At 56.4% G+C, this 23,645-nt stretch carries 18 protein-coding genes and 1 tRNA gene; 5 read left to right on the top strand and 14 right to left on the bottom strand.

All coding sequences use genetic code 11. From position 1 onward, the window contains the following. The first annotated feature begins 237 nt into the window (after positions 1–237). Positions 238–3,060, top strand: a complete 2,823-nt coding sequence (locus D0C27_RS07345; RefSeq protein WP_060185582.1) for an EAL domain-containing protein — start codon at positions 238–240, stop codon at positions 3,058–3,060. A 53-nt stretch (positions 3,061–3,113) separates the two neighbouring features. Here the strand turns inward: D0C27_RS07345 and lnt are convergent, their stop codons facing one another. The 5 genes from lnt to miaB all read right to left on the bottom strand — a co-directional run bounded on the left by lnt (position 3,114) and on the right by miaB (position 8,618). Then, positions 3,114–4,733, bottom strand: coding sequence for an apolipoprotein N-acyltransferase (gene lnt, locus D0C27_RS07340; RefSeq protein WP_137430691.1), 1,620 nt, complete (start codon positions 4,731–4,733; stop codon positions 3,114–3,116). Beyond that, a complete protein-coding gene (locus tag D0C27_RS07335; RefSeq protein WP_009463852.1) occupies positions 4,720–5,601 on the bottom strand; it encodes an HlyC/CorC family transporter in 882 nt (293 codons plus the stop codon). The genes lnt and D0C27_RS07335 overlap by 14 nt, the downstream gene beginning before the upstream one ends. Positions 5,602–5,749: 148 nt before the next feature. Further along, entirely contained in the window at positions 5,750–6,226 is a 477-nt protein-coding gene (gene ybeY / locus D0C27_RS07330) for an rRNA maturation RNase YbeY (protein WP_022983424.1), read from the bottom strand. Continuing rightward, on the bottom strand, positions 6,219–7,214 hold the full coding sequence (locus D0C27_RS07325; protein WP_009463850.1) for a PhoH family protein: 996 nt from the start codon (positions 7,212–7,214) through the stop codon (positions 6,219–6,221). The genes ybeY and D0C27_RS07325 overlap by 8 nt, the downstream gene beginning before the upstream one ends. A 3-nt stretch (positions 7,215–7,217) precedes the next feature. Beyond that, the gene (gene miaB, locus D0C27_RS07320; protein ID WP_009463849.1) at positions 7,218–8,618 is read right to left on the bottom strand and encodes a tRNA (N6-isopentenyl adenosine(37)-C2)-methylthiotransferase MiaB; all 1,401 of its coding nucleotides are present in this window, start codon (positions 8,616–8,618) and stop codon (positions 7,218–7,220) included. A 262-nt stretch (positions 8,619–8,880) separates the two neighbouring features. On the opposite strand from miaB, the gene D0C27_RS07315 reads away from it, so the two are divergent. Next, entirely contained in the window at positions 8,881–9,102 is a 222-nt protein-coding gene (locus D0C27_RS07315) for a ParD-like family protein (RefSeq protein WP_009463848.1), read from the top strand. Beyond that, positions 9,099–9,866 (top strand): type I methionyl aminopeptidase, encoded by a 768-nt coding sequence (gene map, locus D0C27_RS07310; protein ID WP_060185584.1) that lies wholly within the window; start codon positions 9,099–9,101, stop codon positions 9,864–9,866. Before D0C27_RS07315 ends, map begins: the two co-directional genes overlap by 4 nt. A 193-nt stretch (positions 9,867–10,059) precedes the next feature. On the opposite strand, the gene D0C27_RS07305 is transcribed toward map, so the two are convergent. Beyond that, on the bottom strand, positions 10,060–10,941 hold the full coding sequence (locus tag D0C27_RS07305) for an alpha/beta fold hydrolase (protein WP_276607171.1): 882 nt from the start codon (positions 10,939–10,941) through the stop codon (positions 10,060–10,062). Between the two features lie 2 nt (positions 10,942–10,943). Beyond that, the gene (locus D0C27_RS07300) at positions 10,944–11,915 is read right to left on the bottom strand and encodes an amidohydrolase family protein (RefSeq protein WP_026485442.1); all 972 of its coding nucleotides are present in this window, start codon (positions 11,913–11,915) and stop codon (positions 10,944–10,946) included. A gap of 290 nt (positions 11,916–12,205) precedes the next feature. Between D0C27_RS07300 and D0C27_RS07295 the strand changes: the two genes are divergently transcribed. Next, the gene (locus D0C27_RS07295) at positions 12,206–12,766 is read left to right on the top strand and encodes a MarR family winged helix-turn-helix transcriptional regulator (RefSeq protein ID WP_009460842.1); all 561 of its coding nucleotides are present in this window, start codon (positions 12,206–12,208) and stop codon (positions 12,764–12,766) included. 15 nt (positions 12,767–12,781) lie between these two features. Here the strand turns inward: D0C27_RS07295 and D0C27_RS07290 are convergent, their stop codons facing one another. Genes D0C27_RS07290 through D0C27_RS07275 form a run of 4 tightly spaced genes read right to left on the bottom strand, consistent with a single transcriptional unit; the run spans position 12,782 to position 17,723 of the window. Beyond that, on the bottom strand, positions 12,782–13,549 hold the full coding sequence (locus D0C27_RS07290; protein ID WP_137430690.1) for an ABC transporter ATP-binding protein: 768 nt from the start codon (positions 13,547–13,549) through the stop codon (positions 12,782–12,784). Beyond that, entirely contained in the window at positions 13,546–14,562 is a 1,017-nt protein-coding gene (locus tag D0C27_RS07285) for a FecCD family ABC transporter permease (RefSeq protein ID WP_137430689.1), read from the bottom strand. Before D0C27_RS07285 ends, D0C27_RS07290 begins: the two co-directional genes overlap by 4 nt. Beyond that, the gene (locus D0C27_RS07280) at positions 14,559–15,638 is read right to left on the bottom strand and encodes an ABC transporter substrate-binding protein (RefSeq protein ID WP_137430688.1); all 1,080 of its coding nucleotides are present in this window, start codon (positions 15,636–15,638) and stop codon (positions 14,559–14,561) included. Before D0C27_RS07280 ends, D0C27_RS07285 begins: the two co-directional genes overlap by 4 nt. 39 nt (positions 15,639–15,677) lie before the next feature. After that, complete coding sequence (locus D0C27_RS07275) at positions 15,678–17,723, bottom strand: TonB-dependent receptor plug domain-containing protein (RefSeq protein WP_240688330.1); 2,046 nt, start codon at positions 17,721–17,723, stop codon at positions 15,678–15,680. 363 nt (positions 17,724–18,086) lie between these two features. On the opposite strand from D0C27_RS07275, the gene D0C27_RS07270 reads away from it, so the two are divergent. Next, entirely contained in the window at positions 18,087–19,400 is a 1,314-nt protein-coding gene (locus D0C27_RS07270; protein WP_035273510.1) for a short-chain fatty acid transporter, read from the top strand. Positions 19,401–19,583: 183 nt separating this feature from the next. On the opposite strand, the gene D0C27_RS07265 is transcribed toward D0C27_RS07270, so the two are convergent. From D0C27_RS07265 to D0C27_RS07255, 3 genes are all read right to left on the bottom strand, one after another. Continuing rightward, positions 19,584–19,658: transfer RNA gene (locus D0C27_RS07265), tRNA-Val, on the bottom strand. A gap of 94 nt (positions 19,659–19,752) precedes the next feature. After that, a complete protein-coding gene (gene dnaQ, locus D0C27_RS07260; RefSeq protein WP_009460833.1) occupies positions 19,753–20,478 on the bottom strand; it encodes a DNA polymerase III subunit epsilon in 726 nt (241 codons plus the stop codon). Positions 20,479–20,564: 86 nt separating this feature from the next. Beyond that, positions 20,565–23,642: an efflux RND transporter permease subunit gene (locus D0C27_RS07255; RefSeq protein ID WP_009460831.1), complete on the bottom strand. Its 3,078-nt coding sequence runs from the start codon at positions 23,640–23,642 to the stop codon at positions 20,565–20,567. Between the last annotated feature and the right edge of the window lie 3 nt (positions 23,643–23,645).

The following is a 23,645-nucleotide window of genomic DNA, read 5'->3' as shown; positions in this document are numbered from 1 at the left end:
CCTTTCAGGCTCGTCTAATTCCCTTCTTAGGCGCATAAATGCAGGGTTTGTGAGAAATTTGCGCTGCTCTGTAATCTAATGATGGTATGCTTCGTTGAGTAACATTTCACCTGCAATAATTACGTTTTGTAGGCCCCTCACTTAGCCTGCATTTTTTTATTTAATGGCGCTATGTCAGCAAAGCAGTGCATATCATCACCTCTGCCTGTTCCAGTGGATGCACAAAGACGAATCAGTTTGAGTGCTTTGCTGATTTGGGTGCTGTTGGTCTGGCTGTTGTTGATCTCCGCAACGGTTACTGTCATTTACAAGCAAAACCAGGCAGAAATTCGCCTGCAGGCAAGTAGCGGCCTCCTGCGCCAGCTCTCTGATATCAGCTATTCCGTGGCGCTGGCCGCGCCTTCCAGTTCGACGCCTGCCCGTTTGCGCCACTTGGATCAGCAGTTCCAAGGGGTGGTGCAGTTGTTGCGCGATGGCGGGGTAGTCGATGGTGTGGTCCTGGTCCCGCTGGACAAGCCCTTGCTGGGGCTGGTCTCCCAACTAAGTAATGAATGGCAGCGGCGCTTGATGCGTCTGGATTTTCCGGTCAGCTCCGAGCAAGTGCTCTTGCCAGCGGCCAGCCTGAACGCGGAAGACTCGTTATTTCGTCATAACACCCAGCAATTGCTGGATGCGTTTGATGCCTCGCGTGAAAGCGTCCGCTCGCAGCACCGCTGGACGGTGTTCTTCATGCTGGGTCTGGATTTGATCGCGCTGTGTCTGTCCTACTTCATGTTGCGTGCGTGGGCAGCCGATCCCTTGCGACAGCTGGTGGCTCAAGGCCAGGCTTTTACTGGCGGCAATTACCGTGCAAAAAGCACCAGTTCAGGCACTAGTGAAACGCGTTATTTGTCGCAGATTTTGAATTACTGCGGTTTGCAGATTCAACAGCTGGATGCGCAGCTTTCTATTCAGCAGCGCAATTTATCCCAGCTCAACGCCATATGCCGCAGTTTGAGCCACAACCCTTTATTGGGAGTTTATTTATCCCGCGATGGCCGCTTTGATTTCGTCAATAAAAAGCTGGCTGAGACATTGGGATATAGCCGTGCACAATTGCGCCAGGAGTTCACGGTTGATCAAGTCTTTCTGTCGCCGCGATTTCCTTCTTTGACTCAAGTGGTGCCCGATTCGCGTTCTGGTGGCAGCAGTTTGCGCTATGAAACGCGGGCATTGCGTTATGACGGCAAATCCATTGATGTCGAGATCTGTGCCATTCCCATCGAGCTCGAGGGCCGTATGGGCATGGTGGCAGTAGTGCAGGACATCACCACGCGGGTGCGCAACGAAGTGACGGGCCGTTTGGCGGCCGTGGTGTACGAGAACACTTGCGAAGCCATTGTTGTAACGGATCGTTTTGGCCATGTGGTGGATGCCAACCCGGCTTTTAGCCGCATCACCGGCTACGAGCTGGACGAAGTGCGGGGCCGCACCTTGTCTATCTTGAACTCGGGGCGTCAGGACACGGAGTTCTACCGCAAGATGTGGCGCGAGATTTCGGAAACTGGGCGGTGGCAGGGCGATATCTGGAATCGACGCAAGAACGGCGAGGATTTTGCCGAGCGTTTGACCATCAGCACTGCCTGGAACCCGGATGGCACGGTGTATCGCCATATTGGCTTGTTCACCGACATCACCAGCCATAAGAAGCGTGAAGCGCAGATGTGGAAGCAGGCGCATTACGATCATTTGACGGGCTTGCCCAATCGGCAGATGTTCCAGGATCGCTTGCAGCAAGCGCGCGAGCAGTCGCGTCGCACAGGCTTGCCTTTCGCGCTGATCTTTATGGATCTGGATTTTTTCAAGGATGTGAACGACTCCTTGGGGCACGAGAAGGGCGACGTCCTGCTGCAGGAAGTCGCCCAGCGTTTGCAGCGCTGTGTGCGGGTAACAGATACCGTGGCCCGTATTGGTGGTGACGAGTTTACCGTCATCATCTCGGATATCAGCGATACCTCGATTGTGGAGCGCACTTGTCGCTGTTTGCTGGACACGATTGAAGAGCCTTTCCAGTTGGGCAAGAACTCGGTGTCTGTTTCTGCCAGTGTGGGAATCACGCTGTTCCCCGAAGATGGCGATGATGCCGGCCAGCTTTTGAAGAATGCGGATATGGCCATGTACGCCGCCAAGGCTTGCGGCCGTAATCAATACTGCCGCTTCCTGCCTGCCATGAGCGAAGCCGTGGAAGCGCGCCTGCGTTTCTCGCAGGATTTGCAAAAGGCACTAAGCGAGCAGCAGTTCCAGCTTTATTACCAACCCATTGTGGATTTGCGTACAGGGCAGGTCACCCGTGCCGAGGCCTTGATACGCTGGGAACACCCGCAGTTGGGCTTGGTGCCCCCTTCAGAATTCATTCCGTTTTCCGAAGATTCCGGTCTGATTGTGCTGATTGGCGAATGGGTGTTCGAGACGGCTGCCCAGGCCGCGGTGAAACTGCGTAACGAGCTGGACCCCGGTTTCCGGGTCAGCCTGAATGTCTCGCCCGCGCAGTTCAAGCTCAATGGCTCCTGCGCGCGCGAGTGGGTGGAGTATCTGCAAACCCAAGGCATTCCGGGCGATGCGCTGGTGGTGGAAATTACCGAGCGCTTGTTGCTGGACGATCAGGGGCAAGCCTTGCAGCAGTTGCGCTCCTTGCGGGAGTACGGCATGAGTGTGGCGCTGGATGATTTTGGCACCGGCTACTCCTCGCTGTCGCACCTGAAGCGGTTTTCCATCAATGTGCTCAAGATTGATCAGTGCTATATCCGCAATCTGGCCCTGAGCAGCGAGGATCTGGTGCTGACTCAGGCCATGATTGTCATGGCGCAAAAGCTGGGCTTGCGGGTAGTGGCAGAAGGTGTGACCAGTCACGAGCAACTGGATTTGTTGAACAACGCCGGTTGCGACTATATGCAGGGCTATTTGTGCTCTACGCCCATTCCGGCGGATGAGTTCGTGGACTGGTGCAAGACCTGGAATCGGGAGCGAGCCGGTGGTTTTGCCGCGCGCTTGTACCCGAATGCACCGCAGGCTTTGCAATAGCAGAATCCTTTCAATCCCTGCTAGCGCAAAGCCTGCCGTGAGTTTGTTGGTGCTCAGTCCTGACGACGAGAGCGCCAGGCAAAAATAATCAGAAGCAGGCCTGCCCAGATCAAGAAGGGCAGATTGCCGTATTTCACGTAGGGAGTCAGGCCCGTTGTGCCTTGAACTTCCACATCCAGCACACCCGGCGTCAGGGGCGGCAGAACCGCACGAACACGCCCATAAGGATCAATGGCGGCTGTCATGCCGGTATTGGTGGCACGCAGCATGGGACGGCCTGTTTCCAGAGCCCGCATACGTGAGATCTGCAAGTGCTGGCTCAAGGCCCAGGAATCGCCAAACCAGCCCAGATTGCTGATGTTCAACAGCAAGGTAGCGCCTTCCTGGCCAGGACTGCCTTGCACGGCCTGGATGATCTCTTCACCAAACACGTCTTCATAGCAGATGTTGGGGGCAACACGACCCTCTGCCATCTTGAAGGGCGCTTGCGGCAAGGCGCCACGATGGAAGTCCCCCAGCGGGATATTCATCATGTCCACAAACCATTGAAAGCCGGTGGGGATGAATTCGCCGAAAGGCACCAGATGATGCTTGTCGTAGTAGCTGGCCGTGCTGTTGATGATGTCCTGGGGCTGAGTCTCGGGGCTGATCAGCAAGGCGCTGTTGGTGTAGCTCAGCTTGCCGTTGACCGTGCCACGGTCCATGGGGACACCCAGCACCAGATTGGCTTGATGGCGCTGTGCCAGTTCCGTCCAGCGCAACCAGAAGCTGGTTTCCAGGCGGTTTTGCAATACGGGGATAACGGTTTCAGGCAGAACAATCAGGCGCGGCGCGTCTTCGGGGGTCTTGGCCGGCAGGTTTGCCAGCTCGTAGTAACGCTCTATGCCTTCGCTCATATTGGGGCCGAACTTGGCGCTTTGATCGATATTGCCTTGCACCAGGCGGGCAATAAAGGGCGCGCCATTGGGCTGGACCCAGGCAATATGCGGCAGACTGATCCCGATCAGGCCAAAAATCATGGCGATACCAATGCCGATCGCGCTGGAAGGGCTTTGGTTCTTGTCTTTGGAGGCGGCAAACTGGGCAATCACGGCGGCGCTGAAAGCCGACAGCCAGGCCAGGCCATACACACCCACAACGGGTGCCCAGCCGGTAAACATCCCTTCTGCGTGGGCGTAGCCGATATTCAACCAAGGAAAGCCAGTCAGCAAATTGCCGCGCAGCCATTCGCTGAGTGCCCAGCAGCTTGCCCAACCTGCTGATAACAACAATCGTGGTAGCCAGGAATCACTATCGTGCTTGGGGCGCAGTTTTTGCCAAACCGCTGAAGCCAGAGCAGGAAAGAGGGCCAGGGCGGCGGCCAGCAGCAAAACGCCCAGGGCGGCCATCCAGGAAGGCATGCCACCATACTGGTGCATGCTGATGTACAGCCAGTAAATCCCTACGCCAAAATGCCCCAGCCCAAACAGATAACTGCGACCAAAGGCCTGGCGCACGGACGTCGAACCCATGATCTGCGAGCAGGCAATGGCCAGCAAGGTGATCTGGTAGAAGGGCAGAATCCAGGATGGCAGCGGGCCAATGGAAAAGGACAGGGCATGCAAGCCCCCCAGGACCAGCAGTAAAGCGACGCCAAGCGCCTGGGGTAAAGGTTTGGAATCAGGCTTGTTCAAGATTAGGCTCGGCGGGTGTGGCTCGCTGAACGTGCAACCAAAGGGCTCGTTTGGCATCCGCACGGACAACCGTGAGGCTGATGCCATCAAGCTGGGCCACATCGCCCCGGCGAGGGATATGTCCCAATTCGGACGCCAGCCAACCACCTACGGTGTCAAAGTCGTCGTTAGGGAGGTGGGTCTGGAAGGCTTCGTTGAAATCGGGGATTTCAGTCAGTGCCATGACACGCCAGCTGTCGGGGCCGGCCTGGAAAATGGTCTGCTCGGCGTCTTCATCGTATTCGTCTTCGATGTCGCCCACAATTTGTTCCAGCACGTCTTCCATGGTGACCAGGCCTGCTGTACCACCGTGCTCGTCAATAACGACGGCCAGGTGATTGCGGCTGCCACGGAACTCGTGCAGCAAGACGTTCAGGCGCTTGGTCTCGGGAATGAATACCGCAGGGCGAATCAGCGGGCGCAAATCCAGCGTAGGATTGGCGATCGAGAGCAGCAGGTCCTTGGCCAGCAAGATACCGATGATATTGTCGCGCTCCGTCTCGTAGATCGGAAAGCGGCTGTGGCCCGTTTCAATAATGATGGGCAGCATCTCGGTCAACGGCTTGGCGATGTCCAGCATATCGATCTTGGATCGGGGCACCATGATATCGGCCACTGTTTTGTTGGCCATATCCAGTGTTCCGGCGATCATGGACAGCGATTCGTCGTCGATAACTTTGCGGGCGTGGGCCGCAACCAGGACAGACTTAAGGTCTTCTCGGTCTTCGGGTTCGTGACGCCGATTGAAAAAAGCACTTAAGCGAGAGATGGGATTGTTTGAGCTGGCCTTGGAAGGGCGGGGCTCGGGGTCGGGAGCAGAGTCTGACATTGTCCGAAGGACGAGTTAAGGAAGAAACAAGCATAACCGAAAAATGATGACAAGGTATGTACCTGTCATCATTCGGAATGCGGGAAGGGAAGTGAGGATTGGCGCAGCTTTGTCAGGGATGGGAGACCCTTTGTGACAAGTGGGCGAGCTAGCGCTCCTGGTAGGGATCGGGGATGCGCAAACTGGCCAGAACAGCGGTTTCCAGCGCTTCCATGTCCTGGGCTTCGTCCTCTTCAATGTGGTCGTAACCCAGGGAATGCAGACAGCCGTGCACCACCAGATGAGCGGCATGGTGCAGAAATGGCTTTTGCTGTTCCTGGGCTTCACGCTCCAGCACGGGCAGGCACAAGACGATATCGCCGTGGACCACGCCATCCTCGTCCTGACCATATTCAAAGGTCAGCACATTGGTGGCGTAGTCGCGTTCCCGGTAGCTCAGGTTCAGGCTCTGGCCTTCTTCGGCGTCCACAATACGTAAGGTGGCGGAAAGGGCGGTGAAGCGATCTTCGGGGTGGATGCGTTCGACTGCCATATCAATCGTGCGCTGCATCCAGCGGCGGATACGGGAGCGGCTCAGCTCGGGGCAATCAACAGCGTACTGGACGCTCAGGGATAGATCAGGCATCACCGGCTCGTTCGTAGGCGTCCACAATTCGCGCAACTAGCGGGTGGCGCACGACATCACGGCTGCTAAAGCGCGAGCAGGAAATACCCTGCACGTTTTCCAGCACCTTGACGGCATGATTCAAGCCGCTGCGCTGGCCTTTAGGCAAGTCCACCTGAGTGGGGTCGCCGGTAATCACCGCCTTGCTGCCAAAACCGATGCGCGTCAGGAACATTTTCATTTGTTCCGGTGTGGTGTTCTGGGCTTCGTCCAGGATCACGAAAGCATGGTTCAGCGTGCGGCCGCGCATATAGGCCAGCGGTGCGATTTCGATGATTTGTTTTTCGAACAGGCGCTGTACCTTCTCCACACCCATCAAGTCATACAAAGCATCGTACAAAGGGCGCAGATAGGGATCTACCTTCTGGGCCAGATCGCCTGGCAAAAAGCCCAGGCGCTCACCCGCCTCGACAGCAGGACGTGTCAGCACCAAGCGATGGACGGATTCGCGCTCCAGCGCATCGATGGCGCAGGCCACTGCCAACCAGGTCTTGCCAGTCCCGGCCGGGCCTACGCCGAAGTTGATGTCATTGTTCAGGATATTGCGCAGGTACTCGCGTTGACCGGGTGTGCGAGGACGCAGGTCGCGTTTGGCGGTACGCAGGGAAATTTCTTCCTGGCCGACGGGGGGCAGCTCGGGCAGGGGCTCGGGCTTTTCCTCTTTTTCGTGGCGGCGGCTGGCGCCTAGCTCAACCAGGCCCAACTGAATATCGTCGATATTCAGCGCACGGTGCACGGCACGCGAATGGAACCAGTCAATGGCCTTGGCAGCCTCCTCCGCGCGCTCGCCTTCAATCGAAACATGACTGCCACGCCGACGCAGGGTGACGTCATAGGCAATGGCAATCTGCTTGATGTTCTCGTCCAAGGGGCCACACATATTGGCCAGATGGGTATTGTCCCCGTCCAGGCGCAAGGAAGTGGGCATGCGGCGGCGTTGGCTAGTCATAGATCAGGCTCCTGCAACCCGGTCATGGGTCACGATTTCTCCGCGCAAGGTATTGGTCAGTACTTGGGTCACGTGCACATCCACAATTTGTCCGATCAGGCGAGGGTCGCCGGGGAAGTTGATGATGCGGTTGTTTTCGGTACGGCCTTTCAGTTCCGAGTCGTCTTTGCGCGAGGTGCCTTCGACCAGAATGCGTTGCACGCTGCCGACCATGGCCTGGCTGATGGCCTGGGCCTGCTCGTTGATTTGCGCTTGCAGGCGGTGCAGGCGGTCCAGCTTTTCTTCTTTGCTGGTGTTGTCTTCCAGGTCGGCGGCGGGTGTGCCGGGGCGACGCGAATACACAAAAGAGAAAGACTGGTCGAAATTCACATCGCGAATCAGCTTCAGTGTCTTCTGGAAATCCTCTTCCGTCTCACCGGGAAAGCCCACGATAAAGTCCGAGGACAAGACGATGTCGGGACGCGCTTCACGCAGGCGGCGCACGATGGATTTGAACTCCAGCGCAGTGTAGCCGCGTTTCATTGCAGCCAGAATACGGTCGCTGCCGGCTTGTACGGGCAAGTGCAGAAAGGGGACCAGCTTGGGCAGATTGCCGTGGGCGGCGATCAGGCGCGAGGTCATTTCCTTGGGGTGCGAGGTGGTGTAGCGAATGCGCTCGATACCAGGGATCTCGTGCACGTACTCCAGCAGCATGGCAAAGTCGGCAATCTCGCCAGCGACGTCGGTCGGGCCACGGTAGGCGTTCACGTTCTGGCCCAGCAGCGTCACTTCACGCACACCCTGGTCGGCCAGGTCAGCCACTTCCATCAGTACGTCGTCAAAGGGACGGGAGACTTCGGGGCCACGGGTGTAGGGCACTACACAGAAACTGCAGTACTTGCTGCAGCCTTCCATGATGGACACAAAGGCGGAATAACCCTCCACGCGTGCGGGAGGCAGGGCGTCGAATTTTTCGATTTCAGGAAAACTGATATCTACTTGCGAGCGGCCGCTGTTGCGGCGCTTGACGATCAGCTCGGGCAGGCGGTGCAAGGTTTGTGGTCCGAACACGACATCCACGTAGGGAGCACGACGAATAATCGTGTCGCCTTCCTGACTGGCCACACAGCCACCTACGCCAATGACCAGATCGGGATTGAGCGCTTTCAAATGCTGAACCCGGCCCAGATCCGAGAACACCTTTTCTTGCGCTTTTTCGCGCACCGAACAGGTATTGAACAGGATGATGTCTGCTTCTTCGGGGTTGGTTGTCAACTCCACGGGGCGATCCTGATTCAGGATATCGGCCATTTTTTCGGAGTCGTACTCGTTCATCTGGCAGCCAAAGGTGCGAATGAAGAGCTTGCGGGCAGGCTTGGTAGCAGCATCCGCGCTGGCGGGGGTAGAGATTGTGGTGTCGGTCATAGAAGGAGCCGTGACGGGTGTATATCCCGCGGGCCATTGAAAATGATGAATCGGGCATTATAACGCCCAGCCTCCCGTGAGCCACAAGCAAGCTGGGATCATGTGGGAGGACTTGTTGCAGACAGGCCGCCCTTTGGAGTGGGAAGGCTGGAAATAGTCTTGTCGGGGCATGAAGCTGGATCAGGATTTTCAGTCAGCTTCTACTTGCGTCCTGTTTTTGTGAATTATATGATTCGTATATGGATCATATAAGGATTGAAAAATGGGTATCGTGAATATTGATGACGAGCTGCACGACCAGCTACGCAAGGCGAGTACGGTTTCATGTCGCTCCATCAATGCGCAGGCGGCTTTCTGGATACGTATGGGGTTGTTGTGCGAACTGAACCCGACCATGAGTTTTAACGAGATTGTCGCCCGTGAAATGAAGGCGGCTGGTTTGGGTGAGCCTGCCGTGCCTCTGGATCAGGTGGAGTCAGCATGATCAAGACGGCAGATGAAATTGCCTTGATGGCCGAGTCGGGCCGTTTGCTGGCTCAAGTGTTTACACGCCTGGATCAATTGAACCTGATTGGCATGAACACCATGCAGATTAATGATCTGGTCGAAAGTTATATCGTCCAGGACCTGCAAGCCCGGCCCGCCAGCAAAGGGCAGTACGGTTATGCCTATGTTCTGAACTCATCGCCTAATCAAGTCGTGTGTCACGGTATGCCGTCCACGACGGATGTACTGAAAGAGGGGGATATCGTGAATTTCGACATCACCCTGGAGAAGAACGGTTTTATTGCGGATTCCAGCAAAACCTACACGGTGGGGCAGGTAACTCCTGCTGCGCAAAAACTGGTCGATGCCTGCTATATGGCGATGTGGAAAGGTATACAAGCCGTGCGCCCCGGCGCGACTTTGGGTGATGTGGGGTTTGCCATTTCCCAGTACGCACGCAAGAACGGCTATTCCGTTGTGCGTGATTACTGTGGGCACGGCATCGGGCGGGAAATGCACGAAGCGCCTGAAGTTTTGCACTGGGGCATGCCGCGTACAGGACTGCGATTGAAAGAGGGCATGGTGTTCACCATTGAACCCATGCTGAATCAAGGTGGCCATGCAGTGCAAACCGGGAAAGATGGCTGGACCGTGCGCACTTGCGATGGCTTGCTGTCAGCACAGTTTGAGCACACGGTGGCTGTGACAGACAGTGGTGTGCGCGTGTTGACTTTACGGCCTGATGAAACCATCCCGAATTAATTAAGTAGTTGGTCGTCCCTCCCTTGCATTACTTATGGCTTGTAGTGTGTCATCCAGTCATTGCAGCTTGTGCACTGAAAACGACAGCAGCAAGTTATTTCAGCCAGATGGAAATGAGATTTTCTGTAAACCTCGTTGATGCCGCCACAGCTGCGAGATCCCGTCATATCGTGATGGCAGTATTGCCCGTTGTCTAACCGTCGTGCCGAAGTATCCCTTCAGATAAATATAGGGTGGCAGGCGTTTGTTTTATTGAGGGCCGGAGCAGGTCGGCTTGGCGGGTCATCCGCCCGTGCTGCGCACGGGTCCCCTTGTCAGAGTCCAGATGCGGGCGGGTCGTGAACTCGGAGCGCGGTTTGTCCCCCGGACAAACCGCAAGCGTGCTCCTCAAACAGCACGACCCTTGCACGCGCTCTGCTGTCATCAGCAAGGCGGGGACGTTCAAGTGCGGGAAATCGACATGAATATCGTCGGTATGAAAGCCCTCAAAGCTGGCCAGAATCGCAGGCTCGTGGCAGGTGTGCAGCCACTGAGCACGCAATTGCAATTGCTCTTCGGTCCAGGTCGGGCAGAAGGCACGCATATCGTCAGCCGTGCAACCCTTGCGAGCCATCGCCATGGAATCCACGTACCAGGGCAACTTGGAGGGATAAGCGCGACGACCTGGGCCAGACACTGGCGGATCAACCATCACCAGACGATTCAGGCCCTCGCTGTTCTTGTGAGCGGCACGCAAACCAATGCGGGCACCCATGGAGTGACCAACCACGATGTAGTCCTTCAGGCCCAGCGCTTGAGCCAAGGCGATCAAGTCATCCGCCTGCGCATCCAGGCTGTAATCCATACCTTCAGCCGCTTCGCTCAAGCCGCGACCACGCACGTCTTGAATGTAGGTATCAAAGTGCTTACCGAATTGTTCACCCACAAAACCCCAGGTCACCGCCGGGCTGGTAATGCCGGGAACGATGATGACGGCAGGACGCTGGTCACGCCCACCGACGGAGCCACCGTAACGCAGGTAATGCTGACGAATGCCATTGGCGTGCACATGAGCGCCGTACAGAAATGTGCTCATGCTTAGCTCCGGTCCAGCTTGAACAGACGGGCAGCGTTGCCGTAGCAAACCAGCTCGCGTGTCTTGTCATCCATAGGCGCTGCCTCGATGAAATCAGCGGCCAGCTCGGTGGACTCGTAGGGGTAATCAACCGAGAACAGTACGGCTTCAGCACCCATTTCACCAATTGCGCCCATTAGCGTTGGGGCAGAACAGACACCCGAAGTAGTGATCAGGATGTTGCTGCCGATGTACTCGGAAGGCTTGCGCTTCAAGGTCACACCATGTGGGTACACGGCAAAGCGGCTGTCGTAGCGCCAGCGCTGGAACGGCAAGCCTTCACCCATATGACCCAAGATCAACTTCACATCCGGGCAGCGATCAAACACACCACCGAACAACATGCGCAGCGCGTGAGTGCCGGTTTCCACACCCCAACCCCAGGTTGCACCCATCAGCTCCGGGTGGCCTGTGTAAGCGTGCGGCATTTCATAAGCATCAAAGGGGTGCAGATAGAACGGCACATCCAGCTTCTGCACGGTTTCCCAGAAGGCATCATATTCGCGGCCATCGTAGTACACGCCATGCGTGTGACCGTTAACCAAAGCGCCTTTCAAGCCCAGATCCTGCACCGCACGCGTCAATTCCTGCGCGGCAGCAGCCGGGTCTTGCATGGGCAAAGTGGCAAAGCCGCCCAGACGATCGGGATGGCGTGCAATTTGCTGCGCCAGGAAATCATTGTTCTGACGTGAACGCTCGATAGCGACGGACACATCCTTTTCCACCTGTACCCCAGGGCCAGTCTGCGACAGCACAACGTACTCGATACCGGCACGATCCATCACCTCCAGACGCTGGGCGTCGAAGTCATGCAAACGAGCCATCAGTTCACGCGCGTCGGCACTGTCAATATGTTTGACAAAGGCCTTGGAATAATCCTCAAAGCCAACGGCGTTGAAGTGCTCCTCCAGTGCTATTTTTTTAATACGTTTCACCGTAAATTTTCCCTAAATTATTGATTTACATAAGGTCAATCGTTTGACCCCCCAACAATATCTATCAGTATGCTGATTATTATTGTTTTCAGCAAGTCGGGAAATCACATATACTTTGGGGCGTGGACAGCGCCTGTAGAAATGACTGCAAATCAGAAATCAGGGCTTTTGTTCACGTTAGCGTAGCCCTGCTTTCCTTGTAGACGCCGACCTTGCAGCCGTACCCTTTGCAGGTCGTCCCGCTTTCAGTGTGCTGCCTTGTTGGCAACGGGCTGAAGGCCACTCAATCGATGACTGACTTATCCATGAAGAATCACGCCGAGCTAAAGCAAGAAGAACGACTGGAAGCCGACGAGGCCGAAATCCTGGGTCCAGTGGAAGAAGAAAATGCCGAGCTGTATCGACGCAAACTGTGGTCCCGGCCTGGTTTTCTGGTCCGCCGTCTTAACCAGATTCACTACGCCATGTTTTACGAGGAGTGCAAAAGTGACCTCACCCCTGTCCAGCACGGTGTCCTGTCCGTGTTGATGGGTTCACCCTGGCTGGATCAAACCACGATCGGCTACGAGCTGGGGCTGGATCGCACCACCTCGGCCGATGTCATCCGCAGGCTGGAGGAAAAAGGTTTGCTGGGGCGTCGTATCAACCCCGAAGACCGCCGCTCTCGCCAGACCTACATCACCGAAGCAGGATTGGCGGCGATGAAGGAAATCAGTGCAGGCATGAACCGCGCCCAGGAACGACTGCTCGACCCACTGACCGCCAAGCAGCGCCAGACCTTTATGACCATGCTGACGCGTGTAGTGGAGCACAACAACCAATACGGTCGTGCTGCCTTGAAAAACATGTGAGAAGCTCGGGGGGCCTCAGGCCCTTCGCGCATACCAATCAGGTAGTTCAAAGGCATGCGCTGGCAGTTGGTACAGCTGGCGCAAACTGGCCTGACTAAGCATGTCGCGGGGCTGTCCCTGCGCCAATATGCCCCCATCCCGATACAAGATCACCCAGTCCGCCACGCGGGCCGCATGTTCGGGTTGATGCGTACACAAAAGCACACCCAGACCTTCCTGACGCAAGTGCGAGACTTGATCCAGTACCCGTAATTGATTCGCGAAGTCCAGGCTGGAGGCGGGTTCGTCCATGATCAAGAACTGCGAACGCTGCGCCAAGGCCCGTGCAATCACGCACAGCTGGCGCTCTCCACCACTGATCTGATCAATACGTTTTTGAGCCAGCTGCCCTATGCCCAACCGCTCCAGGCAAACGCCTACCCATTGCCGGTCGGCGGCCCGAGGTTGGGTGTACCAGGCCAGCTCACTGGCGCAACCTAGCAAGACCCATTGTTCTACCGTGAAGGCAAAGGCCGACTCCTGCGCTTGCGGTACATAGGCCAGTTGTCTGGCCAGGGCACGCGCACTCCATTGCTCCAGGGGCTTGCCCTGCACCTTCACCTGCCCTTTTAAAGGCGGCTGCAGGCCCAGCAAGGTGCGCAGCAAGGTGGACTTACCGCTGCCATTGGGCCCGAGCAAACAAACGACCTGCCCGGTCTGTACGCGCAGATTCAAATTACTGGCGACTTGCTTGCGCCCGTAGCCTACAGCCAGATCAATCGCTTCCAAGCCTTGTTCGCTCATCGCTGCCTCGCACCACGAGCCAGCAACAGCAAGAAGCCGGGAGCACCCACCAAGGCCGTCAGCACACCCAAGGGCAATTCCAGCGTGCCTATGCTTCGTGCCAAGGTATCGGTTAACAAGAGGAAGGCGGCGCCCACCAACAAGCAAACGGGCAATAGACGGGAGAAGTCCGGGCCAACCAATAAACGGGCCGCGTGCGGGATCAGCAAACCGACCCAACCTATAATTCCTGCCAGAGCCACGCACACCGCCGTCATCAAGGTCGCGCAAACGATCAGCAGACAACGCAAGGCAGAGACGGGCATGCCCAAGGAGCGGGCCTCCTCATCTTGCAGCGCCAGGACATTGATACGCCAACGCAAAAGCCAGACAGGGACGATGCACGCCAATACCATCAGCGCAGCCGGCCAGACTTCGTAGGAACGTACGGCGCTCAAACCTCCCAATAACCAGAAGGTCATGGAGGGCAATTGAGAGTAGGGGTCGGCCAGGATCTTGATCAGCGACAGGGCGGCACCCAGCAAGGTGCCCACCGCCATCCCGGCCAGGACCAATATCAGAATAGGTGGATGATGGCGTAGCATGCGCGCTAGGCTCAAGACAATGCCCACCGCCAGAAGGCCGCCAACAAAGGCCGCCATCTGCACGCCGAACAAGGAGAAATTCAAATAGATGGCCAGAATCGCCCCCAGACCTGCACCCGAGGACACACCCAGGATATCGGGTGAAACCAGTGGATTGCGAAACATGGTTTGATACGCCGCGCCTGCGGTCGAGAGCGCCGCCCCCACCAGCAAAGCCGCTGCAATACGTGGCAGACGCAAATCCCAGACCACGCGTACGGCCTGACTCTGCCCCGCTTCTGGATCGCTACCAAAACCGGCGACCAAGGCGCGCAGCACTTCTGTTCCGGACAAGGGATACGCCCCCTGCCCCAGGGCAAACACCACCAATACGGCCAGAACCAGCCCCAGCAAAAGCAGCAATAGCCCGTAGGACAAACCTGGCTTCATGCGCCTTGCTGAGAACCCAGCGGGTCCAGCCCTTGTACCAATCGCTTGACCTGCTCGTCGCTCAAGGACATGCCGTAAAAAGCCGAGTAAAACTCCTGCAACTCTGAATACATGCGTGGCATGGCAGCACTGCCGTCCAGCAAGGCATTAAGCCAGATCACCCCGGCCAGGCGATTGATACCCGGCGGGCCATCCAGCCAGCCAAAGGGCAAGGCGGGTACGCGGTACAAGCGTCCTTCCTTCACTGCCTTGAGCTGATTCCAGGGAGCCTGAGTACGGGCCAGCTCAAAGAAAGCATCATCCTGAGCAAACAGCATGTCCGGGTCCCAGGCCAATAATTGTTCGTAGGAAATACGGCCCAGACGATTATCGGTTTTCTCGTCACCCATTACCGTCAAGCCGCAAAGCCGCAGCACCTCGGTATGGATGGATTGGCCCATGCCGGTTTCCAGACCATCGTTACCGCGTGCCAAATAGGCTTTCAAGCCTTTGGCTCGGGGTCTGGCAGCTTGATGTGCGCTGTCCAGAATTGCCTGTGCACGCAAGGCCAATTGCTGGCCGCGTTCGGCCTGCCCCAGGATATGACCTGCCTGACGCAACTGCGCCGGGCTGTCGTTCAGGCGACCATCCAGCAAGACATAAGGCACGCCCGTCTGCTCTTGCACGGATTTGGCGGCAGACTCGTAATAGGGATTCACATCGCCTATATCCACGACCATATCAGGCTTCAAGGCCAGCAGGCTTTCCAGGGACAAGGTACTGCCCCGACCGGCCAGACGGCCAAGATACGGCAAGGAAAAACCAGCGGCCTCCATCATGCTGCGTGCAGCAGGAGCCAGTTGAAAAGGCCAACCTAAAAGCGCGCGGGGTGCCAGGCAATACACCAGCACAGAAGCGGGCGGACCGGCTGCCACTATCCGCCCCACTTGAGCCGGATCAGGCAGCTTGCCCGCCACGCTGATATGCAGATTGATCGGGGCGCTGGCTCCCGCCTGCTCAGGCCGGGCCAGCAAACGGGCATGAGGCGCCAAAACCGGCAGTGCCGCCAAGGCACGCAATATGTCACGACGCTTCATCCCGCCCTTCGTCTTTTAACTGCCAATAACAGCACGGCTTTAGAAACGATAGCTTCCGCCCACAAACCAGACACGTCCGGGCATGGGGTAGCCTTCTTTGTATTGATACAGCTTGTCGCCCAGGTTACGCACACCGGCTTCCAGGGTGATGTCCGAGTTCGGACGCCAGATACCCTTCAGGCCCAACAAGGCAAAGCCCGGTGTTTTTTCGTAAATCTGATCACCCTTATTGTTTGCATAGGAGTAGTAACGGCCACTTTCGGTTTCCACCGAACCCATCACTTCCCACTGCGCAGTGGGCTTCCAGCTCAGATGAGCAAACAGGCGGTGATTGGGTGTATCCACCAGTTTGACGTCCGGGTCAGACTGGTTGCGTCGATTCAAATATGTGTACGCCAGGCCTGCCGACCAATGAGCAGAAAACTCCTGCTGCAAAGACAGCTCCAGACCCATTTGACGAGCCTTGCCGACATTGGTGGCCTGATCACAAAAACCCACTGGACGGTACTTGTCACAACCGGGAGCCTGAATAACCGTGCTTTGAATCATGTCACGCACCTGGCTCAAGAACAGCGCCGATTCCAGCTGTGCACCTTCCCATGGCTGACCGCGCAAGCCCAGTTCATAGTGAATGGCGTGCTCGGGTTTCAGATCCGGATTAGGTTGGGCGTAGCCCATGCGGCTGGAGTAGCGATCTTTAATCGTGGGGAAACGAGTCTTGTAAGCCACGCTACCGTAGACCTGCATGGCCTCGCTCCAGTCGTAACCCAGCTCCAGCAAACCGTTGGTGGCATCGGTATCGCCGGTTTCAAAGTTGTGCGCTTCTTTGGCTTTGCGACGTTCGTGGCTGGCACCCACGCGCAACTGCCACAGCTCACCCAAAGCAATACGGTCTTCAAACGCCAGAGACGTGGTCACGTCCTTATAGTGCTCAGTGCCCGATGGCTTGGGATCACGGTGCTGATCTTCCTTGTAGTGCAAGGCAAAATGCAGCTCGTGATTGTCCAGGCTGGTGTTGACCCACTCCAGAGCAGCACCACGGGTACGGTCCGTGTACTCGCTGGTCGGGCCAGTCAGGGTCGCGTATTGACCATCGCTATACATATCCAGACCGTTCTTGTACTTGTCTTCGTACACGCGGGTCTTGATCGTGTTGCTCTCGCCAATCTGGGTGGAACTCAGGAAATACAGGCTTTCCTTGTCCCAATATGGCCAGCGCCAGTAGCGTTGACCCAGCTTGGCATCGTTCACGCCGGTATAGACCGGATTGTCTTTCTGACCTTTCTGGTTCACGTAACCAATAACGTACTCATCCGTCGCATTGGGCGTGATACCCAATTTAAAAGACGCTTTCTTGTCCATTTGCGAGGCATTACTGCGCATGCCGCCGGTATCGGTAGGACGTGCTTTTTGATCTTCAAAGCCACGCCCCAGCGGGAAGGTACGCTCGCCCGACCACGACAGGCCCGCTTGCAAATACCAGAAGCCCTGGTTGGTACCCACGTTCAAGGCACTGTAGCGTTGATCGCCCGTGGCGTAACCGGCGCGGAACTCGCCTTCAAACTCCTTGACGGGTTTACGGGTCACCAGGTTGATGGCACCACCCATGATGTTGGGACCATACAGTAAGGAAGCTGCTCCCTTGGCCACGCGAATTTCGCTCAGGTCCATGGTGGTGAAACGGGTAAAGTCCACATAGCCGTCGTACGGCACGTACTGTGGAATACCGTCCAGGAACAAAGGCACCTGACGAGAATCAAAACCACGCACATAGACCATCTGTTCGTTACGGGCACCGCCCGCCGACACAGTCACGCCGGGTTGCACACTAACGGCAGCACCCACATCGCGCAAATCAAAAGCCTGCATTTCTTTCTGGCTGACTGCGCTCTCCCCCAACGGAGCCTCGCGATCCAGGCTGGACTGAACAACCACTTTGCCCAGCTGAAACACGCGGTCATTGTTTTCCTGAGCCTGAGCCTGGCTAACTGCCAAGGCCCCCATCATGCTCAAGACCAATGCGCGCGGCACAAAACAGACGGACTGATGACACGCTGCTGTGGCGCGTTTGGACTGATGTCTCATTCCCCTTCCCTATTCGATCTTTCTAATTGATTTATGAACTGACGCCACACAAAGATGCAGCACAAAAAAAAACGGCCCCCAAGGGGCCCGTAAATAGAACCCATCATCGAGCGATGAGTGATGGTTCTTTCGAAAACACCGCTATATAGTAAAGCATATAGCGAAGAACAACAACTAGCCAGAAACTTTAAGGTTCAGGTTTTCCCGTCTTCCCAATTTACAGCTTCTCGCCAACAATACGGCTGTACTGAGCATTTACATCAAAATGCTGCCAGCAAGGTGCCTGCACAAACGGGCACCCAAACGATCCCAAGACATCAGGACCCGCGCAAATACTGGCGCAAATCCACAGGAGCACAATTTATGTTTAAAGCCATGACGCGCGGTTCGGTCCGCCTGGTTGAACGCTATCTACCCGATCCGTATATTTTCGTCATCCTGCTCACACTGATTGCCGGTATTGCGGCCATGGCGTTTGAGCAACGCTCTCCCATGGAGATCATCCAATATTGGGGTAATGGCTTTTGGGGCCTGCTGACCTTTGCCATGCAAATGCTGCTGGTCTTGCTGACCGGTCACATGCTGGCCAGCACGCCACTGGTAAAAAGCTGGTTGCGTGGCCTGGCCTCGCTGGCCCGATCAGCCGGTTCCGCCATCATTCTGGTGACACTGGTGTCACTGGCGGCCAGCTGGATCAACTGGGGTTTCGGCCTGGTGGTCGGTGCCCTGTTCGCCAAAGAGCTGGCCCGTCAGGTCCGCGTGGACTACCGCTTGCTGGTTGCCAGTGCCTACTCCGGCTTTCTGGTCTGGCACGGTGGCTTGGCCGGTTCTGTACCACTGACCATTGCCACCTCGGGCCACTTTTCTGAAGACAAGATCGGCATCATCGGGACCTCCGACACCATCTTCGCCTTCTTTAACCTGGCCATTGTGATCGCCCTGTTCATTCTGGTGCCACTGATTAACCGTTTGATGTTGCCCAGTGACAAGGAAAGTATTTACGTCGACCCCAAGCTGCTGGAAGACACGCCAGACGACGTCAACCAGACCACCGATCGTCCAGCAGACCGTCTGGAAAACAGCCGTCTGATCTCCATCGTGATTGGTGTCGCTGGCCTGGCCTACCTGTTTGACTACTACGTGTTGCGCGGTGCGACCCTGAATCTGAACGTGATCAACTTCACCTTCCTGATTCTGGCCATCTTGCTGCATGGCACCCCTCGCCGCCTGCTGAAAAGCCTGGATGAAGCCATCCGCGGCGGTGCCGGGATTGTGATTCAGTTCCCCTTCTACGCAGGCATCATGGCCATCATGATCGACTCCGGTCTGGCTGCCAGCCTGTCCGAGTGGATGGTGTCCTTTGCCACGGCGACCACCCTGCCCTTCTGGACCTTCATGAGCGCCGGTCTGGTCAATATCTTTGTGCCCTCGGGCGGTGGCCAGTGGGCCGTACAAAGCCCGGTCGTGATTGCTGCCACACAGGCTCTGGATGCGGACATGGCGCGCACCGCCATGGCCGTTGCCTGGGGCGACTCCTGGACCAATATGCTGCAGCCTTTCTGGGCCTTGCCGGTATTGGCTATTGCCGGTCTGAAAGCCAAGGACATCATGGGCTTTTGCCTGATTCAGTTGATTGTCTCGGGTATTGTGATCTCGATTGGTTTGACCTGGTTGTAAGACAGGCTGGGATGCTTTCATCACACATCGCATCCTGACTGGCAACAAAAAACGCCCCGTGAATATCCATGGGGCGTTTTGCATTGAGCAGGCTGCAATCAGCCCAAGCATAAGCAAGACGCAAACAAGCCGCCACAAAGAAGGGCAATGACGATATGAGGGGGAATGAAATGAAGGTGGAGATGGTGGGCGGTACAAGGTTCGAACTTGTGACTTCCACCGTGTGAAGGTGGCACTCTACCACTGAGTTAACCGCCCGGAGCTTTAAAGAACTACAAAAGCTGCGAAGAAAAAAACTATAGCATGGCCCTGATTGATTTACAAGTTCAGGGCCAGCTCTTTTCTTAAATAATTACTCCGTTGCCGGGTTGAGCATCTCACGCCACATGGGCGGCTTCTTGTTCTGCTTTTCCAGCACGTCCATGTATTTCTCGTGCTCGGCCTGATCGGCTTCGGATGCGCGCAGCACTTTCAGCACGCTGGCGTCAAACTTGCCCAGGCTCAGATTGCTGCCATCCCCACCTTGCCCATCAGACTCGTCAAAGTCCATCAGCAAGGCGTCCTGGCCACGGGTCATGGCCAGCCAGACATCAGCCAGCAACTCCGAGTCCAGCAAAGCGCCGTGCAAGGTACGGTGAGAGTTGGAAATACCGTAGCGTTCGCATAGGGCATCCAGGGAGTTGCGCTTGCCGGGGTGCATTTCCCGCGCCACCAACAAGGAGTCGGTGATGCTGTCGCAGTACTGCGAGAATGGGCCTTTACCTACCTTTTGCAGCTCGGCATCCAAAAAACGTGTATCAAAGGAGGCGTTATGAATAATGACTTCCGCACCCTGCACAAAATCCAGCACCTGATCCACCACATCCTTGAAACGTGGGTGGCCGGACAGAAATTCCGTGGTCAAGCCGTGAATTGCCAAAGCTTCAGGATCAGAGTCCCGGTCCGGGTTTAGATACAAGTGCAGATGGCGGCCCGTCAATTTACGATTGAACAGCTCTACCCCACCCACTTCAACAATGCGGTGCCCTTCACGAGGCTCCAGACCGGTGGTTTCAGTATCCAGAATAATTTGACGCATTCACTTTCCCTACAAATTCAATCACAGTAATGGCACTCGACAAGGAGGCTATACAAACAGCTTCCCCGCAGACCAGCACTACAGGTTTAGACAGAGGCCTCGGGCTTATCAATCAATTCCAGTTGCTTGTCCTGCCCTTCTTTCTTGCCCGCAATCAGCGTATAGGCCACCGGCACCACAAACAAGGTCAACAAAGTTCCCAGGGACAAGCCGCCCACCAGCACCCAACCAATCTGTTGACGAGATTCGGCACCCGCCCCAGAGGCATACGCCAGCGGCAAGACCCCCAACACCATGGCGCCGGTTGTCATCAAGATGGGGCGCAGGCGCATCTCGCAAGCGCGCACCACGGCATTGTACAAACTGGCCCCCGCTTCGCGTTGTTGAGTGGCAAATTCCACAATCAAGATACCGTGCTTGGTAATGAGACCCACCAGGGTAATCAAACCGATCTGACTATAAATGGACAAGGTCCCGCCCGACAGCCACAGGGCCAACAAGGCCCCTGTCATGGACAAGGGCACGGACAGCATGATGATGAGCGGGTTGCGCCAGCTTTCAAACTGCGCGGCCAGCACCAGATAAATAAAGGCCAGTGCCATCAGGAAGACCAGATAGATACTGCCCGAGGAATCCCGGAACTCGCGCGACTGGCCATCCAGGTCAGTCTGCACCGTTTCCGGCAAGGTCTTGCGAGCCACCTCATTCATGTGTTCGAGCACCTCACCCAAGGCATAGCCGGGGGCCACTGATGCTTCCACAATGACCGCCCGCAAGCGGTTGAAGTGGTTCAGCGATTGCGGCGATACGCTCTCGCGCACATTCAGGAAGTTGGAGGCCTGCACCATGCCACCATCTTTAGTGCGCACGTAAATATCCAGAATGTTTTGCGGGCTGGAACGAGCCTGCTTGTCTACCTGCACAATCACGTCGTACTGCTCGCCATCGCTCTTGTAGCGCGTGACCTGACGCCCGCCCAACATGGATTCCAGAGTGCGGCCTACCGCTTCCACCGATACGCCGGTATCGGCCAGCTTGTCGCGGTCTACATCAATACGGATTTCTGGTGTGTTCAAGCGCAAGTCCGTGTCCACGTTCAACAGCCCTGGATAGTCTCGCAGCTCAGCCAGAAAACCGTCCACGATCTTGGCCAGCTCCGGATACGGTGCCTGGCTCATGATCACAAACTCCACCGGCTTGGAAGTAGCCCGCTGTCCCAACGACGGCGGGTTAGTGGGGAAAGCACGCGCACCGGGAATGGCGGAGAAATGCGGTTGCAGTTCACGCGCAATGGATTGCTGGTTACGTGTACGCTCCTCCCACGGCTTCAAGCGCAAAATTGCAAAGGAATCGGTGACGGTAGGGAAACCAATAATGGACTGGTACCCCTCTGTCTCCGGTATGCCGCGATATAGCTCTTCCACCCGCTCCACATTGCGCAAGGTGTAATCCAGCGTAGCGCCTTCGGGCGAATTCACAATCCCGAAAATCACACCTCGGTCTTCAATCGGAGCCAGTTCGCTTTTGATGACCGTAAACAGCAGCCCACTGGTCGCGGCAACGGCCACACCAATGAACAGGACCAGAAAACGCCAGCGCAAGGCGCGAATCAGGATACGGCGGTAGCCTCGTGTCAGCCAGACCAGGAAATTCTCGATACCCTGACTGACACGGCCCACTTTCGCACCATGTGGACGCAACATGCGCGAGCACATCATGGGCGTCAGGGTCAGGGCCACGAAACCGGACACCAGCACGGCAGCCGCCAAGGTCAGTGCAAACTCAATGAATAATCGCCCGGTACGGCCTGTGGCAAAAGCCAGTGGGGCATACACCGCCACCAGGGTTAGCGTCATGGCAATCACAGCGAAGGCAATTTCACGCACACCCAAAAAGGCAGCCTGCATAGCCGTCTTGCCCTCTTCGATATGGCGGTACACGTTCTCCAGCACCACAATCGCATCGTCCACCACCAGGCCAATCGCCAGCACCATGGCCAGCAAGGTCAGCGTGTTGATAGAAAAGCCCAGCATGTACATGATGGCGAAGGCCCCGATCAGGGAAATCGGAATCGTCACAATGGGAATCACACTGGCGCGGAAACTGCGCAGGAAAAACACAATCACCAGCACCACCAGCAAGATGGCCTCGGCAATGGTGGTGTACACCGAATCAATGGATTTCTGAATGAAGATGGAGCTGTCGTAAGACACGGACAACTTCATATTGCCCGGCAGGCTTTCGTTGATGCGCTCCACTTCTGCTCGCACGGATTTGGACAGATCCAGCGGGTTGGCGGTGGACTGTTTAGTCACACCAATATTCAAACTGTTTTGCCCATTGAATCGGGCCAGTACCCGTTCCTCGGCAGGCCCGATACGCACGTCGGCAATATCGGAGATGCGCACCGGATAACCGGCTGCCTGACTGATGATGATGTTGCGAAATTCCTCGGGCGTTTCCAGGTCGGTGGAGGAAACCACGGAAAACTCGCGGGCATCGGACTCAATACGACCAGCTGGAATCAGCACGTTCTGTTTGCGCAGAGCATCTTCCACATCCTGCACGGTCAGTTGGTAGGCCCCCAGGCGGGTGCGGTCCAGGTCGATACGCATGGCGGGCAAGCGCTCGCCAAACACGCGCACTTCAGCGGCTCCCGGCAAGACGGACAAGCGCGTTTTAATGTAGCGGTTGATGTAGTCCGAGGCCTCCAGCATGCTGTAGTCGCCGGTATCCACACCTACATAAATAATCGGGGTGGAGTCTGCTTCCACCTTATTGATGATGGGCTCGTCCACCTCGTCGGGCAGGAAACGTCGGGCACGCGATACCTTGTCGCGCACATCAGCCGCAGCGGCATCGGGGGCCCGGTCCAAATTGAATTTAATGTTGATCAGGCTGCGCTCGGAACGGCTGCGTGAAGTCATCACGTTCACACCCTCGATCCCGGACAACTGATCTTCAAGAGGCTTGGTCACCTGGGACTCGATCACCTCCGGTGAGGCCCCTTTATAGTTGGTGATGACGGAGACGACCGGCTCGTCAATAGCGGGGTATTCGCGTACGGTCAGGCGTTCATAGGAAATGAAACCGACCAGCACAATCACCAAAGACAGAACCGTGGCAAATACCGGGCGACGGATACATAAGTCAGAAAGAACCATGAT

Origin of the sequence: Alcaligenes faecalis, assembly GCF_005311025.1 — a bacterium.
In the GTDB taxonomy this organism is placed as follows: Bacteria; Pseudomonadota; Gammaproteobacteria; order Burkholderiales; family Burkholderiaceae_B; genus Alcaligenes; species Alcaligenes phenolicus.
This window is presented reverse-complemented; position numbering and strand designations above follow the sequence as displayed.

Excerpts from the sequence above, each read along its gene's own strand:
- D0C27_RS07335 (WP_009463852.1), bottom strand. The coding sequence starts at position 5,601 with ATGTCAGACTCTGCTCCCGACCCCGAGCCCCGCCCTTCCAAGGCCAGC.
- ybeY (WP_022983424.1), bottom strand. The coding sequence starts at position 6,226 with ATGCCTGATCTATCCCTGAGCGTCCAGTACGCTGTTGATTGCCCCGAG.
- D0C27_RS07325 (WP_009463850.1), bottom strand. The coding sequence starts at position 7,214 with ATGACTAGCCAACGCCGCCGCATGCCCACTTCCTTGCGCCTGGACGGG.
- miaB (WP_009463849.1), bottom strand. The coding sequence starts at position 8,618 with ATGACCGACACCACAATCTCTACCCCCGCCAGCGCGGATGCTGCTACC.
- D0C27_RS07315 (WP_009463848.1), top strand. The coding sequence starts at position 8,881 with ATGGGTATCGTGAATATTGATGACGAGCTGCACGACCAGCTACGCAAG.
- map (WP_060185584.1), top strand. The coding sequence starts at position 9,099 with ATGATCAAGACGGCAGATGAAATTGCCTTGATGGCCGAGTCGGGCCGT.
- D0C27_RS07305 (WP_276607171.1), bottom strand. The coding sequence starts at position 10,941 with ATGAGCACATTTCTGTACGGCGCTCATGTGCACGCCAATGGCATTCGT.
- D0C27_RS07295 (WP_009460842.1), top strand. The coding sequence starts at position 12,206 with ATGACTGACTTATCCATGAAGAATCACGCCGAGCTAAAGCAAGAAGAA.
- D0C27_RS07290 (WP_137430690.1), bottom strand. The coding sequence starts at position 13,549 with ATGAGCGAACAAGGCTTGGAAGCGATTGATCTGGCTGTAGGCTACGGG.
- D0C27_RS07285 (WP_137430689.1), bottom strand. The coding sequence starts at position 14,562 with ATGAAGCCAGGTTTGTCCTACGGGCTATTGCTGCTTTTGCTGGGGCTG.
- D0C27_RS07280 (WP_137430688.1), bottom strand. The coding sequence starts at position 15,638 with ATGAAGCGTCGTGACATATTGCGTGCCTTGGCGGCACTGCCGGTTTTG.
- D0C27_RS07275 (WP_240688330.1), bottom strand. The coding sequence starts at position 17,723 with ATGAGACATCAGTCCAAACGCGCCACAGCAGCGTGTCATCAGTCCGTC.
- D0C27_RS07270 (WP_035273510.1), top strand. The coding sequence starts at position 18,087 with ATGTTTAAAGCCATGACGCGCGGTTCGGTCCGCCTGGTTGAACGCTAT.
- dnaQ (WP_009460833.1), bottom strand. The coding sequence starts at position 20,478 with ATGCGTCAAATTATTCTGGATACTGAAACCACCGGTCTGGAGCCTCGT.
- D0C27_RS07255 (WP_009460831.1), bottom strand. The coding sequence starts at position 23,642 with ATGGTTCTTTCTGACTTATGTATCCGTCGCCCGGTATTTGCCACGGTT.